The 19042-nt window shown below is 69.9% G+C and carries 1 protein-coding gene (only partly in view); it reads right to left on the reverse strand.

Going from position 1 to position 19042, the window contains the following annotated elements:
- Nucleotides 1-19042, reverse strand: partial view of a non-ribosomal peptide synthase/polyketide synthase gene (locus OG300_RS28080; RefSeq protein WP_405486034.1) — the 3' portion only. The gene runs 25082 nt beyond the window's last position; 19042 of the gene's 44124 nt are visible here — the last part of the coding sequence; its start codon lies beyond the right edge, outside the window — the gene reads right to left on this strand; the stop codon is at nt 1-3.

Here is a 19042-nt window from a genome sequence, read left to right on the forward strand (position 1 = left end):
TCAGTTCGCGGGGATTACGCGGACTTCTTCCGGGGCCTCACCGGTCTGGTCGGCCGCGTTCGTGAACCAGTGCGTCACTTCGCCTTCGTCCAGGTCGCCGACCACGTCGTCACCGGGGACGACGGACAGCGCGCCGGCGAGGGCGGAGGCGAGGAACTCGTGGATCGCGGGGAGACCGGCGAGGGTTGTTGTGTAGGTGGTCGATTCGTAGTCGATCTCGTTGTCGGTGCGCAGGGTCGCGGCGCGGTCGAGGGCTTCGGACTGGGTGAGGGTGGCCCAGGTGTCGGAGCCGTTGCGGTAGACGAAGGCGGGGTCGGTTTCGCCGAGGGGGCGGACTCGGTCGGTGTAGGAGACCGGGTGCGCGGGGCGCGCGGCGAGGTCGGCCTGGACCTTCGGGTCGGAGGGCGTCAACCAGCGGACCGAGCTGGCGGCGGGTTCCTGGGCGATGCCGAAATTGGCTCCGGCGGCGAGGATTTCACCGAAGGAGAGGCCGTCGGCGAACAGGGCCGCGGCGCCCGCCTTCTGGATGGCCCAGGTGGCTACGACGGCGTCGACGGAGTGCGGCAGGGCGACGGCGACGATGTCGCCGGGTCCCGCGCCGCGGTCGATGAGCAGTCGGGCCAGCTGCGAGCTGCGGCGGTCCAGGACGTGGTACGCGATCTCCTGGCCGTCGGACAGCAGCGCCGGTGCCTGCGGATCCTCCTCGACCACCTCGGCGAGCGCGTTGGCCACCGTCGCGGTGCCGACCCGGGCCGGTTCCGCGACGGAATCGGCTGTGGTGATGGCACTTTCGGCGAGGATGCGGGCGCGTTCGGTCTCATCGAGGATGTCGATGTCGCCGACCAGAGCATCCGAGTCGCCGAGCAGCGTGTCGAGCACCCGGTTCAGGCGCGCGGCGAGGATCTCCACCTCGTCGGCGGTGAAGCGGCTGTCGAGGTAGCGCATGGAGATCTCGATGGACGCACCGGCCATGACCGCGAGGCTCATCGGGTAGTGGGTGTTGTCGTTGATGCCCACACCGTTGACCGACATGCCGTCGATGGAACTGGCGGCCGCGATCGCGTCCTTGTCGACCGGGTAGGACTCGAACACCACCAGGGTGTCGAATTCGGCTCCGGCACCGGCCAACCGCTGGATCTCGGTCAAACCGATGTGGTGGTGGTCGAGCAGGTCGGCCTGGTCGTGCTGCACCTTCTCCAGCAGTCCGCCGATGGTCAGACGGTCGTCGACGCGGATGCGCACCGGCACCGTGTTGATGAACAGACCCACCATGGATTCCACGCCCGCCAGGTCGCCGGGGCGGCCGGACACGGTCGCGCCGAACACCACGTCGCTGCGTCCGGTGAGGCGGCCGATGAGCACCGCCCACGCCGTCTGCACCAGCGTGTTCAACGTGACGCCCAACTCCTGGGCGCGCTTGGTGAGCGCCCGGGTGCGGTCGGCGTCGATATCCAGGGTGTAGCGGCCGATCTCGTACTGCTCGTCCTTGCGCGGCGCGGGCGCGAGCTGGGTGGGCTCGCTGACCCCGGCCAGGGCCTTCTTCCAGGCCGCGAGGGATTCCTCGCGGTCGCGTCCGGCCAGCCAGGACAGGTAGTTGCGGTAGGACACCACGCGCGGCAGCGCGGACAGATCACCGCGCACCGCGTACAGCACCAGCAGGTCGCGCATGAGCAGCGGCATGGACCAACCATCCACCAGGATGTGGTGGGTGGTGATCACCAGGTGCCACTGGTCCTCGGCGACCTTGAACACGATGAACCGCATCAGCGGGGCCGCGGACAGATCGAAGTGATCGGCCCGGTCCTCGTCGATGAGCACCCGCATGCGCGGATTGCGTTCGGCCTCCGGCAGATCCATCAGATCCACCACCCGGAACGGCGCTTCGACATTGTCGAGCACCACCTGGTGGGCCTGCCCGTCGCTGTCGGTGACGAAGGCGGTGCGCAGGCTCGGGTACCGGTCGACGATGGCCTGCGCGGCCACGGCCAGCCGGTCGGTGTCGACCACGCCGCTCAGGTCGAGCACGGCCTGAATGGTGTAGACGTCCACCGTGTTCTGGGTGAGCATCGCGTGGAACAGCAGACCGGACTGCAGCGGCGAGAGCGGCCACACATCGGTCAGCGCGGGGTAATTCTGTTCCCACACTTCGATATCCGGCTGCGTCACGTCGACCAGCGCCATGTCCGACGGCGTGTAGCCGCCGGATTCCGGCCGTTGCGCGTGCGCGGCGAGCGCGCTCAGTGCCGCCACGAAGTGATCGGCGAACTCCTGCACGCGTTCCCGCTCGAGCAGCCCGGTCGGGAAGGCGAAGGCCGCGCCCAGCTGCGGGCCGTCCTCGCCGTCGGTGACGATGGCGTTGATGTCGAGGGTGGCGTTGGCGGGCATGTCGGCGTCCATCTCGCCGTCGAGGCGACCCAGGTCGTCGACGGGCACCCAGCCGACCTCGGCGAGATCCTCGGGCACCTCGCCCGCGGACACCCGGCCCAGGTAGTTGAAGCTGATCTGCCCGACGTCGCGCAGCGCCGCCCCCGTCTCCGGGTTCAGGTGCCGCAGCAGGCCCCAGCCGAGACCCTTGTCGGGCATGGCGAGGAGCTGCTCCTTGACCGATTTCACGATGTCGCCCAGGGCTTTTCCGCCCTCGAAGGCATCGCCGAGGTCCGCGCCATCGAGGTCCAAACGGACCGGGAAGGCGGCGGTGAACCAGCCGACCGTGCGCGAAAGATCCGCGCCCGGCACGATCTCTTCCTCGCGGCCGTGGCCCTCGAGTTTGATCAGCGCCGAGCCGCCCGCGGTCTCACCGCGCCAGCGCGCGACGGCCATGGCCAGCGCCGAGAGCAGTCCGTCGTTGACGCCGCCCCGGTACAGGCGCGGCACGGCGGTGAGCACGGCTTCGGTGACCGCGGTCGGCAGCGTGACCTCGACCCGCTCGACGGTGGCGAAGGTGTCGATCGCCGGATCGAACGCCCGCGCACCCAGCTGCGGATCGGGGGTGTCGGTGACCCGCTGCCAGAACGGCAGTTCCGCGACGCGTGCCGGTGCGGCCGACTCCTCGACGAGGGCGTGCGCCCAGCGCCGCATGGAGGTGCCGGTCTCGGGCAGCGCGATCGGCTGCTCGAAGGCCAGCTGCGACCAGGCCAGACCCAGATCCGGGATCAGGATGCGCCAGGAGACGCCGTCCACCACCATGTGGTGCGCGACGATCAGCAGCACATCGCGACGGGTGCTCGCCTCACCCTCCGCGGAGCCGAAGGCGAACCACACGAACTGCACCATGGCGGCGTTCGCCGGATCCAAACGTCCCAGCGCGGCATCGAATTCGATGCTGCCGACCCGGGTCAGCTCCTCATCGGAGGTGTCGCCCGGCAGTTCGACCCGATGCACGAGGGCGTCGACATCGACCGCACCGCGCGGCAGCACCTCGAATTCGAAACCGTCCGTGGAGTTCCCGCGCAGCCGCGACCGCAGCACATCGTGGTGGTCGAAGACCGCGCCGATGGCACCCACCAGGGTTTCGCGGGCGATGCCGTCCGGCAGTCGCAGCGGCATGGACTGCGAGAACCGCTGGTACGACGAACCATTCGACAGGATCGCGTGCATGATCGGCGTCAGCGGGATGTCGCCGACTCCCCCGCCGGGCAGTTCGGCCAGCTTCTGCACGCCGGTGTCGCCGCCCAGGGTGGCGACCTCGGCCAGCCCGGCCACGGTGCGCTGTTCGAACACGTCGCGCGGCGAGAACTTGATGCCGCGCGCCTTGGCCCGCGAGACCAGCTGGATCGACAGGATCGAGTCGCCGCCGAGGGAGAAGAACGAGTCGTCCGCACCGACCTGCTCGAGCCCGAGCACATCGGCGAACACCTCGGCGAGGATCGCCTCCAGATCGCTGACCGGAGCCCGGAATTCACGCGCGGTGAACACCGGTTCGGGCAGCGCACGCCGGTCCAGCTTGCCGACCGGGGTCAGCGGGATCGCGTCCAGCACGGTGATCGCGGTGGGCACCATGTACTCCGGCAGGCGGCCGGAGACGTGCTCGGTGAGCTCCGCGATGTCGATGACCCGGCCCGCGACCGGCAGCACGTAGGCGGCCAAAATGGTCGCTCCGGCTTCGAAGCCCGGGGAGGCGGGGCGCTTGTGGCCGACGGTGACCGCGAAGTCGACGGTCTCGTGCGACGCCAGCGCCGCGTCGATCTCGCCGAGCTCGATACGGAAACCGCGCACCTTCACCTGGAAGTCGTTGCGGCCCACGTATTCCACCTCCGCTCCGCCACCCCGCGCTTCGGTGGCGGTCCAGCGGACCACGTCACCGGTGCGGTACATGCGCTCACCGGCAACGTACGGGTTGGCGACGAAGCGTTCCGCCGACAGACCCGGCCGGTCGTGGTAGCCCCGCGAGAGCTGAATACCCGACAGGTACAGCTCGCCCGCGACGCCGACCGGCACCGGCCGCAACCGTGCGTCCAGGATCAGCGACTGCATACCGCGGATCGGGCCACCGATGGTGACCAGCTCGCCCGGCGTCAGCGCGTCACTGATGTTGGTCATGATCGTGGTCTCGGTCGGACCGTAACCGTTGTGGAACGCACGAGTCGTGCGATCCGCCAACGGGATAGCCCACTTCTCCACCAGATCGGCAGGCACCGCTTCACCACCGGCGACCAGCACCCGCAGGCTGTCGAGGCCCTTCGGGTCGAGGGTCGCCAGCGCCGCCGGGGTGATGAACGCGTGCGTGGCGCGCTCGCGCTGGATCAGCTCGGAGAGTTCCTCGCCGCCGTAGATGCCCGGCGCGACGATCACCAGCGTGCCGCCCGCACCGATTGCCAGCAGGTACTCCAGCACCGACGCGTCGAACGAGGGCGAGGCGAAATGCAGTGCCCGCGAACCGGAGTCGAGGTTGTAGCGCACGATCTGCTCGGTCGCGAAGTTGGCCAGACCCGAGTGCGTCACCACGACGCCCTTGGGCATGCCCGTGGTGCCGGAGGTGTAGATCACGTAGGCCACGTGATCCGGCCGCACCACACCCCAGCGCTCGGTGTCGGTGACCAATTCGGCGGAGTGCGAGGCGATTTCGGCCTGCACCATCGGATCGTCGAGCGAGATCCAGCCCGCCAGGCTCTTGACCGGCGGCAGCCCCGACAGCTCGTCGTCCACCGTCAGACCCAGCACCGCGCCGGAGTCGTTGACCATGTGCGCGATGCGGTCGGCCGGGTAGGACGGGTCGACCGGCACGAACGCCGCGCCCGACTTGGCGACGGCCCAGATGGCCAGCACCGATTCGAACGAGCGCCGGATCGCCACCGCGATACGGGTTTCCGGTCCGGCGCCGCGCTCGATGAGCACCCGCGCCAGGCGCGAGGAGGCGGCGTCGAGTTCGGCGTAGCCGAGGGCCTGGCCGTCGAAGACGACCGCCTCGCCGACCGGGTTGTTGGCGACGGCCTCGGCCAGCAGTTCGGGCAGCACGCGCGGCGTGATGGCCGGACCGCCGGTGCGGGCGATCAGGTCGGCGCGTTCGGTGGCGTCGAGGATCTCCAGATCCCCGACGGCCTGGCGCGGTGCGGCCACGATCTGCCCGAGCAGGCGGGTGAAGCGCTGCGCGAACCCTTCGACGGTCGCCTGGTCGAACAGGTCACGGGCGTAACCGAATTCGGCGTACATGCCCGCGTCCGCACCGGATCCGGCCTCGGTCAGGGTCAGCATCAGGTCGAACTTGGCGACCTCGTTCTCGAACTCGACCGCGGCGACCCGCAGGCCCGGCAGCTCGAAGGAGCTCTCCGGCAGGTTCTCGAACGACAGCGCCACCTGGAACAGCGGATGCCGCGCGGTGGAGCGCTCCGGGTTGAGCAGTTCCACGAGCCGCTCGAACGGAATGTCCGCGTGCGCGAACGCCTGCAGGTCGCTGTCCTTGGCCCGGCCCAGCAGCTCGGTGAACCCGCTCTGCCCGTTCACCTCGGTGCGCAGCACCAGGGTGTTGACGAACATGCCGATCAGGTTGTCCAGCTCGGCTTCACCACGACCCGCGATGGGCGCGCCGATGGCGATGTCGGTGGTGCCGGACAGTCGCGCCAGGAACACCGCGAGCGCGGTGTGCACGACCATGAACATGGTCGCGTTGTTGGTGCGCGCGATCTGCTGCAGACCCCGGTGCAGATCCTTGTCGATCGGGAACAGCACCCGGCCGCCGCGGAAGGACTGCGCCATCGGGCGCGGACGATCCGAGGGCAGGTTCAGCTCGTCGGGCAGATCCGCCAGCGCGGTGCGCCAGTAGTCGGCCTGCGCGGAGATCAGGCTGGCCGGATCGTCTTCCGCGCCGAGCGCTTCGCGCTGCCAGAGGCTGAAGTCGGCGTACTGCACGGGCAGCGGCGCCCAGCCCGGGGTGACCCCGGCCGCGCGGGCGGCGTAGGCCACCATCACGTCGCGGGTCAGCGGGCCCATGGACCAGCCGTCTGCCGCGATGTGGTGGGTGACGAAGACGAGCACGTGCTCTACATCAGTACCGCCGTCGACCCGGAACAGCTTGGCGTGCACCGGAACCTCGGTGGTGACGTCGAAGCCGGTGGTGATCAGTTCGGCGATCCGGTCGCGCACCGAGTCGGCGGCCACCACGATCGGCCGCAGATCCGGAACCGCCTGCGCCGCAGGCACGATCACCTGCACGGCAGCACCGTCGACCTGCGGGTACATCGTGTGCAGGGTCTCGTGCCGACCGACCACGTCCGCGACGGCCTGAGCCAGCGCGTCCACATCGAGCGTACCGGTGAGGCGCACCGCGACGGGCACGTTGTAGGCCGCCGAGGCGGTGTCGAACTGGTTGAGGAACCACATGCGCTGCTGTGCCAGCGACAGCGGCACCTGCTCCGGACGCGGTCCGGCGGTGAGCGCCTTGCGATCTCCCGCGCCGGCGTGCTGCTCGACCTTGGCGGCGAGCCCGGCGACGGTGGAGGCCTCGAACACGGCGCGCACCGGGATGCGGGCGTCCAGCGCCGCGCCGAGACGGGCGGCGACCTGGGTGGCCAGCAGCGAGTTGCCGCCGAGGGCGAAGAAGTCGTCGTCCGCGCCGACCCGGCCGTCTTCGGTCAGGCCGAGCACCTCGCCGATGACGCCCGCCACGATCTCCTCGATCGGGGTGGACGGCGCCCGGAAGGCGGTGGTCTCGAACTCCGGCTCCGGCAACGCCTTACGGTCGAGCTTGCCGTTCACGTTGAGCGGCAGCGCGTCGAGCACCACGAACGCCGAGGGCACCATGTAGGACGGCAGTGCGTCCGACAGCGCCGACTTCACCAGTGACACTTCGACATCCGTGCCCGACGGCACCAGGTAGGCGACCAGGCGGTCACCGGTGCGCGCGTCGGAGCGGGCCAGCACGGCGGTCTGCGCGATCTCCGGCAGCGCCAGCAGCGCGGCCTCGATCTCGCCGAGCTCGATGCGGAAACCGCGGATCTTCACCTGGAAGTCGGTGCGGCCCCGGTACTCCAGCTCCCCGCTGACCGGCGACCACGCCACCAGGTCACCGGTGCGGTACATGCGCTCGCCGTCACCGAACGGGCTGGCCACGAAGCGATCCGCGGTCAGGTCCGGTCGGGCGAAGTAGCCGCGCGCCAGCTGCGCACCGGCCAGGTACAGCTCACCGGAGACCCCCGCGGGCACCGGGTTGAGACGCGCGTCGAGCACGTAGACCCGCGAATTCCATTCCGGCACACCGATCGACACCGAACCCAGGTCGGCGTCGGTGACCCGGTGGCTGGTGATGGACACCGCGGCCTCGGTCGGGCCGTACAGGTTGAACAGCCCCGCGTCGGGGTTGGCGGCCCGGAAGCGCTGCGCCACCGCGGCCGGCAGCGCCTCACCGATGGCCAGCACCCGGCGCAGCGAATCGTTGAGCGCCCCACCGGATTCGGTGATCAGCGCGTCCAGCATGGACGGCACCACGTGCAGCGTGGTGACGCGCTCACGCGCCATCAGCTCGTTGAGGTACGCCGGATCCCGGTGCCCGTCGGGCGCGGCGATGACCAGGCGACCACCGGAGACGGCGGCCGACCAGAATTCCCACACCGACAGGTCGAAGGTCGCGGCCGTCTTGAGCAGCACCGCGTCGTCCGCGCCGAGCTCGAATTCGGCTGTCTTCCACTGCAACTGGTTGGCGATCGCCGCGTGCGGCAGCGCCACACCCTTCGGCCGTCCGGTGGAACCGGAGGTGAAGATGACATACGCGGTGTTCCACGGACGCAGCGGCGCGACCCGCTCGGCATCGCTCACCGGAGTGTGCGAGATAGCCGACAGCGCAAGCTGATCCAGGTGCACCAGCGGCGCGATCTCGGTCGAGAACTCGGCAGCGGCGTTGGTCAGCACACACACCGGCGCGGCGGTTTCCAGGATGTACCCGGTCCGCTCCGCGGGCTGGTCGGGATCCACCGGCACGTACGCGCCACCGGCGACCGACACCGCGTACATGGCCACGACCAGATCCACCGAGCGCCGCAGCGCCAGCGCGACCCGGTCCTCCGGGCCCACGCCCAGCGAGATCAGGTGCCGGGCAAGGCCGTTGACCCGCGCGCTGAGTTCCGCGTAGGTCAGCGTCTCACCATCGGGCCCGATCAGGGCGATGGCGGTCGGCTTGGCCCGCACCGCGGTCTCGAGCAGCGACACCAGCGTGGCGTCGGTGTTCACCGCGTGCGCGGTGGCGTTGCGGGCGTCGAGGAGTTCGGTCCGCTCGGCCGGGGCCAGCAGCTCGATCTCGCCGACCGCGGTGCGCGGCGCGCTCACGATCTCGGTGAGCAGGTGCACGAACCGATCGGCGAACCCGCGTGCGGTGTCGTGATCGAAGATGTCCGCGGCGTAGGTCAGGATGCCCAGGATGCCCTGTGCCGCACCGTCGTCGCCGTAGATGTCGGAGACGATCAGGTGCAGATCGAACTGTGAGAGCTCGGTGTCGACGTCCAGACCGGAGACGGTCAGGCCCGGCAGTTCCAGGCTGGAGCGGGTCAGGTTCTGGAAGGACAGACCCACCTGGAACAGCGGATGCCGCGCGGTGGAGCGCGCCGGGTTGAGCACCTCGACCAGGCGCTCGAACGGCACGTCGGCGTTGGCGTACGCCTGGATGTCGGTCTCACGCTGGCGTGCCAGCAGTTCGGCGAACGGCTCGCCGCCATCGACCCGGGTGCGGAACACCAGGGTGTTGACGAACATGCCGATCAGGTCGTCCAGCACCGCCTCGCCACGACCGGCCATCGGAGTACCGATGGCGATGTCGTCGGCATTCGACAGGCGCGACAGCAGCACCGCGAGCGCGGTGTGCACGACCATGAACAGCGTCGCACCCTCGGCACGCGCCAATTCGACCAGCGCCCGGTGCAATTCGGCATCGATGCGGATGTCGATCTTGCCACCGGAGAACGACTGCACCGCCGGACGCGGCCGGTCGGCCGGGAGATCCAGCTGATCGGGCAGCCCGGTCAGCGCCTGCTTCCAGTAGGCGACCTGCTTGGACGCCAGCGATTCCGGATCGTCTTCGCTGCCGAGCAGTTCGCGCTGCCAGATGGAGTAGTCCGCGTACTGCACGGCCAGCGGCGACCAGCCCGGCTTCTGCCGGATCGAGCGCGCCGCGTAGGCGGTCATCAGGTCCCGGGTCAGCGGGGCCACCGAGGAGCCGTCACCGGAGATGTGGTGAATCACCAGTGCCAGCACGTATTCGGCGGGCGCGGGCGCGTTCGGGTCCACGATCGGGTACTGCCCGGTGGGCTCGATATCGGCGAAGTCGAAGGTGTAGGCCGCCGCGTGTGCCGCGGCCTCCGACTTCGGCGCCGCGGCGGGGGCGGCCGGGGCCGCGTCCTCGATGCGGAACAGCGCCACCTTGATCGGCACCTCGACGGTGACGTCGAAGGAGGTCGACGTCAGCTCCACCACCGCGCCGACGACCTCGCCGGAGGTGACGGTGCGAACCTGCAGCTCCGGCACGGCCTGCGCGGGCGGCAGGATGACCTGCACCGCGCCGTCCTCGGTCTGCGGGTAGATGGTGCGCAGGATCTCGTGGCGCGCAACCACATCCGCGATGGCCGAACGCAGTGCCGCCTCGTCGAGCACGCCGGACAGGCGCACCGCGACCGGCACGTTGTAGGCCGCCGAGGCGGTGTCGAAGCGGTTGAGGAACCACATGCGCTGCTGTGCCAGCGACAGCGGGATGTTCTCCGGTCGCGGTGCGGCGACGAGCGCCTTGCGGCCGGCCCCGGCGTCCTGTTCGGCCCGGGCGGCCAGCGCGGCCACGGTGGAGGCCTCGAACAGCAGGCGCACCGGCACCCGCGAGTTGAGCGCCTCGCCGAGGCGCGCCGCCACCTGGGTGGCCAGCAGCGAGTTGCCGCCCCACTGGAAGAAGTCGTCGTCGAGGCCGATGCGGCCGGTCTCGACGCGCAGCACCTCCGCGAACACGCCCGCCACGATCTGCTCGATCGGGCTGACCGGAGCGCGGAAGACCGCCTTCTCGAAGCTGGGCTCGGGCAGCGCCTTGCGGTCGAGCTTGCCGTTGGCGTTGAGCGGCAACGCGTTCAGCGGCATGAACACCGACGGGATCATGTACGACGGCAGCTCCGCGGCCAGCGTGGACTGCAGCTGCTTCTTGTCGGGTTCGCCGTCCGCGCCGACCACGTAGGCCACCAGGCGGTCGCCCAGCACCGGGTCGGTGTGCGCCAGCACCGCCGCCGAGGCGATGGAGTCCAGGCGCAGCAGCGCGTTCTCGATATCACCGAGCTCGATGCGGAAACCACGGATCTTCACCTGGAAGTCGGTGCGGCCCCGGTACTCCAGCTCCCCGTTGGCCAGCCAGGCCACCAGGTCGCCGGTGCGGTACATGCGGGCACCGGCGGCACCGAACGGGTTGGCCACGAAGCGATCCGAGGTCAGGTCCGGGCGGCCGTAGTAGCCGCGCGCCAGCTGCGCACCGGCCAGATACAGCTCACCGGAGACGCCGACCGGCACCGGCCGCAACCGCGAATCCAGCACGAACACCTGGGAATTCCACTCGGCGGAGCCGATGGACACCGACAGTTCGTCGCGCTCGGTGACCCGGTGGCTGGTGATGGACACCGCGGCCTCGGTCGGGCCGTAGAGGTTGAACAGCTCGGTGCGCGGACGCTCCCGCAGCACCCGCTGCGCCAGCGGTCCGGGCAGCGCCTCACCGATGGCCAGGATGCGCCACAGCGAATCCGGCAGCCCGTCGGTGAGCAGCGCGTCGAGCATGGACGGCACCACGTGCAGGGTGGTCACCCATTCCCGCGCCATCAGCTCGTTGAGGTACGCCGGATCCTTGTGGCCGTCGGGGGCCGCGATGACCAGGCGGCCGCCGCAGGCCACGCCGGACCAGAACTCCCAGACCGAGAGGTCGAAGGTGGCGGCGGTCTTGAGCAGCACCGCGTCGGCCGGGTCGAGGCCGAATTCGGTGACCTTCCACAGCAACTGGTTGACGACCGCGCCGTGCGGCAGCGCCACACCCTTCGGGCGGCCGGTGGAACCGGAGGTGAAGATGACGTACGCCGTATTGGCGGCGGTCAGCTCGCGGACCCGGTCGGTGGCGGTGACCGGCGCATCGGAGTGGCCGGACAGGTCCAGCTCGTCGATGCGCAGCACCTGCGCCAGCTCGGTCTCGAAACCGACTGCGGCCGTGGTGAGCACGGCCTTGGGGGCCGCGGTCTCCAGGATGTAGCCGACACGCTCGGCGGGCTGATCCGGGTCGATCGGCACATAGGCGGCACCCGACTTGGCGACCGCGTACATCGCGACCACCAGATCGGTGGAGCGCCGGATCGCCAGGGCGACACGGTCTTCCGCACCGATGCCGCGCGCGATGAGCTCGCGGGCGAGCTGGTTGACCCGGGCGTCGAGCTCGGCGTAGGTCAGCGTGTCCGCGCCGTCGGCGGAGTCGGCCACGATGGCCACCGCCTTCGGGTCGTCGGACACCGCGCGGTCCAGCAGCGAGGCCAGGGTGGCCTCGGAACCGCCGGGCAGCACGGCGTCGACGCTCTGCCCGGTGTTGTTCCAGCGCTGCAGGATCCGGTCGTTCTCCTCTGCGTCGAGCAGGTCGATGTCGCCGACCGGGGTGGTGGCGTCGGCCACGATGGCGTCCAGCACCCGGATGAAGCGGTCGGCGAAGGAGCGCACCGTCGGTTCGTCGAACAGGTCGGTGGCGTAACCGAATTCGGTGAAGATCTCGGCCGGGGTGCCGTCCTCGGCGTACCGGTCGTAGAGCGTCACCTGCAGGCTGGTCTTGGCCAGTCGCGATTCGAAGTCGACCGCGGACACGTGCAGGCCCGGCAGTTCGAAGGCGGTCTCGGCCAGGTTCTGGAACGAGAGGCCGACCTGGAACAGCGGGTTGCGCGCGGTGGAGCGGACCGGGTTGAGCACCTCGACGAGACGCTCGAACGGCACGTCCGCGTTGGCGAATGCCTCCAGGTCGCGTTCGCGCACCTCGGCGAGCAGGTCGGCGAAGCTCACGCTGCCGTCGACCTGGGTGCGGAACACCAGGGTGTTGACGAACATGCCGATCAGGTCGTCGAGTTCGCGCTCACCACGGCCCGCGATCGGGGTGCCGACCGCGATATCGCCGGTGCCGGACAGGCGCGCCAGCAGGACCGCCAGCGCGGCGTGCACGACCATGAACAGCGAGGCATTGCTGGCCCGGGCCAGCTGATGCAGCTTGCCGTGCCGCTCGGCGTCGATGTCGAAGCGAAGTGCCTTGCCGTGGAAGGACTGTGCGGGCGGACTCGGGCGGTCGGTCGGCAGCTCGAGCTGGTCCGGCAGACCCGCGAGGGCCCGGGTCCAGTATCCGACCTGCTTGGCGGCCAGGGATTCCGGATCGCTCTCCGAACCCAGCACCTCACGCTGCCACAGCGCGTAGTCGGCGTACTGCACCGGCAGCGGATTCCACTGCGGCACATCGCCGTTCACCCGGGCCATGTAGGCGACCATGATGTCGCGCGCCATCGGGCCCATCGACGAGCCGTCGGCGGAGACGTGGTGCACGGTGAAGGCCAGCACGTGCTGTTCGGTTATCACGCCCATATCACCCAACGGGCTGTCCGCGATGTGGAACAACTTGACCGCCAGCGGCACCTCGACGGTGACATCGAAGGTGGTCATGGCGAATTCGATGACCTTGCCGAGCAATTCGTCCTCGGTCACCTCCTCCGGCGTCAGCGACAGGTCGATACGCGAGGTGGTCAGGATGACCTGGCGCGGACCCGCGACCGACCGCGGATAGATGGTGCGCAGCACCTCGTGGCGGGCGATCATGTCGGCGATGGCCTGCCGCATGGCATCCAGATCCAGCGCGCCGGTGAGGCGGACCGCCAGCGGGATGTTGTCCACCGCCGAGATGGTGGTGTCGAACTGGTTGAGGAACCAGTAGCGCTGCTGCGCCGGGGACAGCGGCAGGTATTCGGGCCGGTCACCGCGGATCAGGCGCGGGCGCGCGCCGGAACCGGCATTGCGCTCGACCTGGGCGGCCAGCGCCGCCACCGTGGAGGCCTCGAACAGGTCGCGGACCGCCAGCTGGGTGTCCAGGGCCGCGCCGAGGCGGGCGGTGACCTGGGTGGCGATCAGCGAGTTGCCGCCGAGCTCGAAGAAGTCGTCGTCGAGACCGACCCGGCCGACGCCGAGGACGTCGGTGAAGATGCCCGCCACGATCTCCTCGATCGGGGTGGACGGGGCCCGGAAGACCTTGGCCTCGAACACCGGCGCGGGCAGCTGCTTGCGATCCAGCTTGCCGGAGGCGTTGAGCGGGAAGGCGTCCAGCAGCACGAACGCGGTCGGCACCATGTAGCCGGGCAGCGCGTCGTGCAGGCCGGTGCGCACCGCGTCGACATCGACGACGTGGCCCACGGCCGGAACCAGGTAGCCGACCAGCTGTTCGCCGAGCCGCTCGTCGCTGCGGACCACGACCACCGCCTGCGCGATGGATTCGACGGCCGTCAGCGCGGCTTCGATCTCACCGAGCTCGATGCGCAGACCGCGCAGCTTCACCTGGAAGTCGGTGCGGCCCAGGTAATCCAGTTCCCCGCGACCACTCCACTTGACGAGGTCACCGGTGCGGTACATGCGCTGACCGTCGTGGAACGGATCCGCGACGAAGCGATCGGCGGTCAGGTCCGGCCGCGCGACATAGCCGCGTGCCAGCTGGACACCGGCCAGGTACAGCTCACCCGCGACACCCGGGGCGACCGGGTGCAGACGCGAATCCAGCACGTAGACACGGGTATTGAAGACCGGCGCACCGATCGGCACCGACAGCGTGTCGGTGTCCTCCACCTCGTGATAGGTGACGTCGACGGCCGCCTCGGTGGGACCGTACAGGTTGTGCAGGCGGGCACCGGTCAGCTCGCGCAACTTCTGCGCGGTCGGCACCGGCAGCGCCTCGCCGGAGGCGAAGACCTGGTGCAGCGAGGTGCAGGCGGCGGCCTTGTCCGAATCGGCTTCCAGCATGGCCACGAACACCGACATCATCGACGGCACGAAGTGCGCGGTGGTGACGCCGGTCTCGATGATCAGGTCGGCCAGGTAGGCCGGATCGCGGTGACCGTCCGGCTTGGCGATGACCAGGGTCGCGCCGATCTGCAAGGGCCAGAAGAACTCCCACACCGACACGTCGAAGGTGGCGGGCGTCTTCTGCAACACCACATCGTCATCGAACAGACCGTATTCGGTCTGCATCCACACCAGACGGTTGACGATGGAGGCGTGGCTCACGGCCACACCCTTCGGGCGACCGGTCGAACCCGACGTGAAGATCACGTAAGCGGTGTTGTCACCGTGCAGCGGGGCGACGCGGTCGGCGTCGGTGATCGGTCCGTCGGCGTAGCCCGACAGCACGCCGTCGGCTTCCAGCGCGTCGATCAGCAGTGTGCGAGTGGCGGTTTCGAAGCCGTCGCGACCGGTGCTGAGCACGCACACCGGCTGCGCGATGTCGAGCACGTACTGGTTGCGCTCGGCCGGGTGGTCCGGGTCCAGCGGCACGTAGGCGCCACCGGCGAGGGTGACGGCGTACATGCCGACCAGCAGCTCGAAGGAGCGGCGCATGCCCAGTGCCACATAGGTATCCGGGCCGACGCCCTCGGCGACGAGGTGGCGGGCCAGGCGGTGTGCCCGCGACGCGAACTCGCCGTAGGTCAGGCTCTCGCCCTCGAACACCAGCGCGGTGAGGTCGGGGGTCGCCTTCAGCTGCGTCTCGAACATCGACGCCAGGGTGACGCCGACGTCGGAACGCGGTGCGGCCGAACGCTTCTTGCCGCCGAGGGCGACGCGTTCGACGTCGTATTCGGTGGCGTTCCAGTTCCGCAGCACCTGACGGCGCTCGGTGGCGTCGAGCAGTTCGATATCGCCGACCAGCGCGGTCGGCGACGCGATCACGGCCGAGAGCAGGCGCACCAGGCGCGCGCCGAAGCCCGCGACGGTGGCCGCGTCGAACATGTCGGTGGCGTAGGCGAATTCGGCGAGCATGCCGTCGCCGTTTTCCCGCTCGATCATGTTGAGGTGCAGGTCGAACTTGGCGGTGACCACGTCCAGGGGCACGCCCGCGACTTCCAGGCCGGGCAGGGCGAAGGTCGCCGCGCCGGTGTTCTGGAACGACAGCATGACCTGGAACAGCGGGTTGCGGGCCTGTGAGCGGGCCGGGTTGAGGATCTCGACCAGGCGCTCGAAGGGCAGGTCGGCGTGGCCGAAGGCGGCCAGGTCGGTGTCCTTGGTGCGGGCCAGCAGTTCGGTGAACTTCTCACCGGAGTCGACCGCGGAGCGCAGCACCAGGGTGTTGACGAACATGCCGATGGCGTCGTCCAACTCCTGCTCGCCACGACCGGCGACCGCGGTGCCGATGGCGATGTCGTCACCGTTGGACAGTCGCGCCAGCAGGGCCGCGAAGGCCGCGTGCACCACCATGAACAGCGATGCGCCGTGCTCGCGGGCCAGGCCGTTGAGTCCGGCCAGCAGCTCGGCGTCGATCTCGAACTCGTGCACGCCACCGGCATTGGAGGCGACGGCCGGGCGCGGACGATCCGAGGGCAGGTCGATCTGGTCGGGCAGGCCCGCCAGTTCGGTGCTCCAGTAGGAGACCTGCTGGGAGATCAGCGATTCGGCGTTGTCCTCGTCGCCGAGGGTCTCGCGCTGCCACAGCGCGAAGTCGGCGTACTGCACCGGCAGCGGAGCCCAGCCCGGCACCTCGCCATTGGCGCGCGCGGCGTAGGCGACCATGACGTCGCGGGCCAGCGGTCGCACCGACCAGCCGTCGCCGGAGATGTGGTGAACCACGAAAACCAGGACGTGCGTGGGCTCTTCGGCATCGCTGACTCGGAACAGTCCGGCACGCACAGGGGCCGCGGCGGTGACGTCGAAGCCGGTGAGCACCAGCTCGGCGATGCGCTCGCGCAGCTCCGCCTCGGGCACCTCGAGTGCGGCCAGTCCGAGGCCACCGCCATGGATTCCGGCATTGGCCGCGGAGTCCAGGCGGACCTGGTCGGCGGGCAGGATGACCTGCACGCCACGGCCTTCCGCGTTCTCCGGGTAGATGGTGCGCAGCACCTCGTGCCGCTCGAGCAGGTCGCCGACGGCGGCCAGCAGGGCATCCACATCGAGGTCGCCGGTGAGGCGGACCGCGAGCGGGATGTTGTTGACGGCAGAGGCGGTGTCGAAGCGGTTGAGGAACCACATGCGCTGCTGAGCCAGCGACAGCGGGATCTCTTCCGGGCGCGGACCGGCCTTCAGAGCCTTGCCGCGACCGGTGCCGGTGGCGGCCTCGAGGGCCGCGGCCAGCGCCGTCACCGACGGGGCCTCGAACAGCAGCCGGACCGGAACCCGGGTGTCGAGCGCCGCGCCGAGGCGGGCGGCGACCTGGGTCGCGATCAGCGAGTTGCCGCCGAGGGCGAAGAAGTCGTCGTCCAGGCCGACCGGTCGCTCGAGGCCGAGGGTCTCGGTGAAGACCGCGGCGACGGACTGCTCGGTCGAGGACTCCGGGGCCCGGAAGGCCCGCACCTCGAAGGTCGGCGCGGGCAGCGCCTTGCGGTCGAGCTTGCCGGAGGTGTTGAGCGGGAACGCGTCCAGCACCACCAGCGCGGCGGGCACCATGTAGGACGGCAGGCGTCCGGCCAGGTGCGCCCGCAGCGCTTCCTGATCGACCGGTCCCGCCGCGGGCACCACGTAGCCCGCGAGCATGTCGCCGGTGTGCTCGTCGGTGTAGAGCACCACCACGGCCTGGCTGACCGATTCGTGCGCGGTGAGCGCGGTCTCGATCTCGCCGAGCTCGATGCGCTGACCGCGGAACTTCACCTGGAAGTCGGTGCGGCCCAGGTAGACCAGCTCGGCTTCGGCACCCGTGTGATCCCAGCGCACCAGGTCACCGGTGCGGTACATGCGCTCGCCCGCCGCGTCGAACGGGTTGGCGACGAAGCGATCCGAGGTGAGGTCCGGCCGCGCGACGTAGCCGCGCGCCAGCTGGACACCGGCCAGGTACAGCTCACCCGCGACACCCGGAGGCGTCGGGTGCAGGCGCGAATCCAGCACGTAGACACGGCTGTTCCACTCCGGGCTGCCGATCGGCATGACGACCCGGTCGACCTCGCCGGTGACATCGCGGTAGGTGATCGACACCGCGGCCTCGGTCGGGCCGTACAGGTTGTGCACCTCGGCGGCGCTGACCGCGCCGAAGGCGCGCACGGTCTCGGCGGGCAGCGCCTCACCGATCACGTACACCTGACGCAGCGTGCGCAGCGCGGTCCGCACCTGATCCGAATCCGGCTGGGCGGCGAAGACACTCAGCATCGAGGGCACGAAGTCGGTGACGGTGACGCCGTGGCGCTCGATCACATCGGTCAGGTACGCCGGATCGCGATGCCCGTCCGCGGTGGCGAGCAGCAGCGTCGCGCCGACGCGCAGCGGCATGAAGTAGCCCCACAGCGACACGTCGAACGTGCTGGGGGTCTTCTGCAGGTAGATGTCCGCGGCGGTGAGCTGGTACTCGGCCTGCATCCAGTCGACCTGGTTGACGATCGCCTCGTGGGAGACGCTGACGCCCTTGGGCTTTCCGGTCGAACCGGAGGTGAAGATGACGTACGCCGGATGCTGCGGGTGCAGCGGGGCGCGGCGTTCGGCGTCGGCCACCGGGTGCGCGGCCTGGTCGGAGAGGTCGGCGGTGTCGACCTCCAGGACTCCGAACGCATCGGTTTCGACCCGCGAGCTCGAGGTGGCCAGCACGCATACCGGGTTCGCGGTGCCGAGCACGTGGGCGATGCGCTCGGCGGGCTGGTCCGGATCCACCGGCACGTACGCGCCACCGGCGGTGACCACCGCGTAGGCGGCGACCACGAAGTCGATCGAGCGCCGAATGTGCAGGGCGACCAGGGATTCCGGTCCGACGCCCTCGGTGATGAGGCGGCGGGCCAGCTGGTTCACCCGGGCGGAGAACTCGGCGTAGGTCAGCGACACCACCGGCTGCGCGGCGTCGGCGGGTGCGAAGCCGACCGCGGTCGCGTCCGGCGTCAGCGCGGCCTGGGCCTCGAACTGCGCGACCAGCGTCCGGCTCGGCACGTAGTCGTCGCCGGTGGTGGTCTGGTTCGAATCCCGCAGCACCCGGGTGCGCTCACCCGGGACCAGCAGCTCGATATCGCCGATGGCCCGATCCGGCTGCGCGGCAATGCCCTTGAGCAGCAAGTCGAACCGGTCGGCGAAGTCGGCCATGGTGGCCGCGTCGAACAGATCGGTGGCGTAGATGATCTCGGCGGTGATGCCGGACAGGGCGGCACCGTGGCCGTTGCCGGAAACATCGGCGGCACCGAGCTTCTCGGTCAGCACCAGCTGGAGATCGAACTTGGCGGTGTCCAGCGGCAGGTCGACGCCGCTCACGGTCAGACCCGGCAGCTCCAGCTCGTTGATGCCGGTGTTCTGGAACGACAGCATCACCTGGAACAGCGGGTGCCGCGCCTGCGAGCGGGTCGGGTTGAGGATCTCGACCAGCCGCTCGAAGGGCAGATCGGCGTGACCGAAGGCCTGAATGTCGGTGGCGCGCACCGTGTTCAGCAGTTCG

The organism is Nocardia sp. NBC_00511 (assembly GCF_045161165.1).
Taxonomy (GTDB): Bacteria; Actinomycetota; Actinomycetes; order Mycobacteriales; family Mycobacteriaceae; genus Nocardia.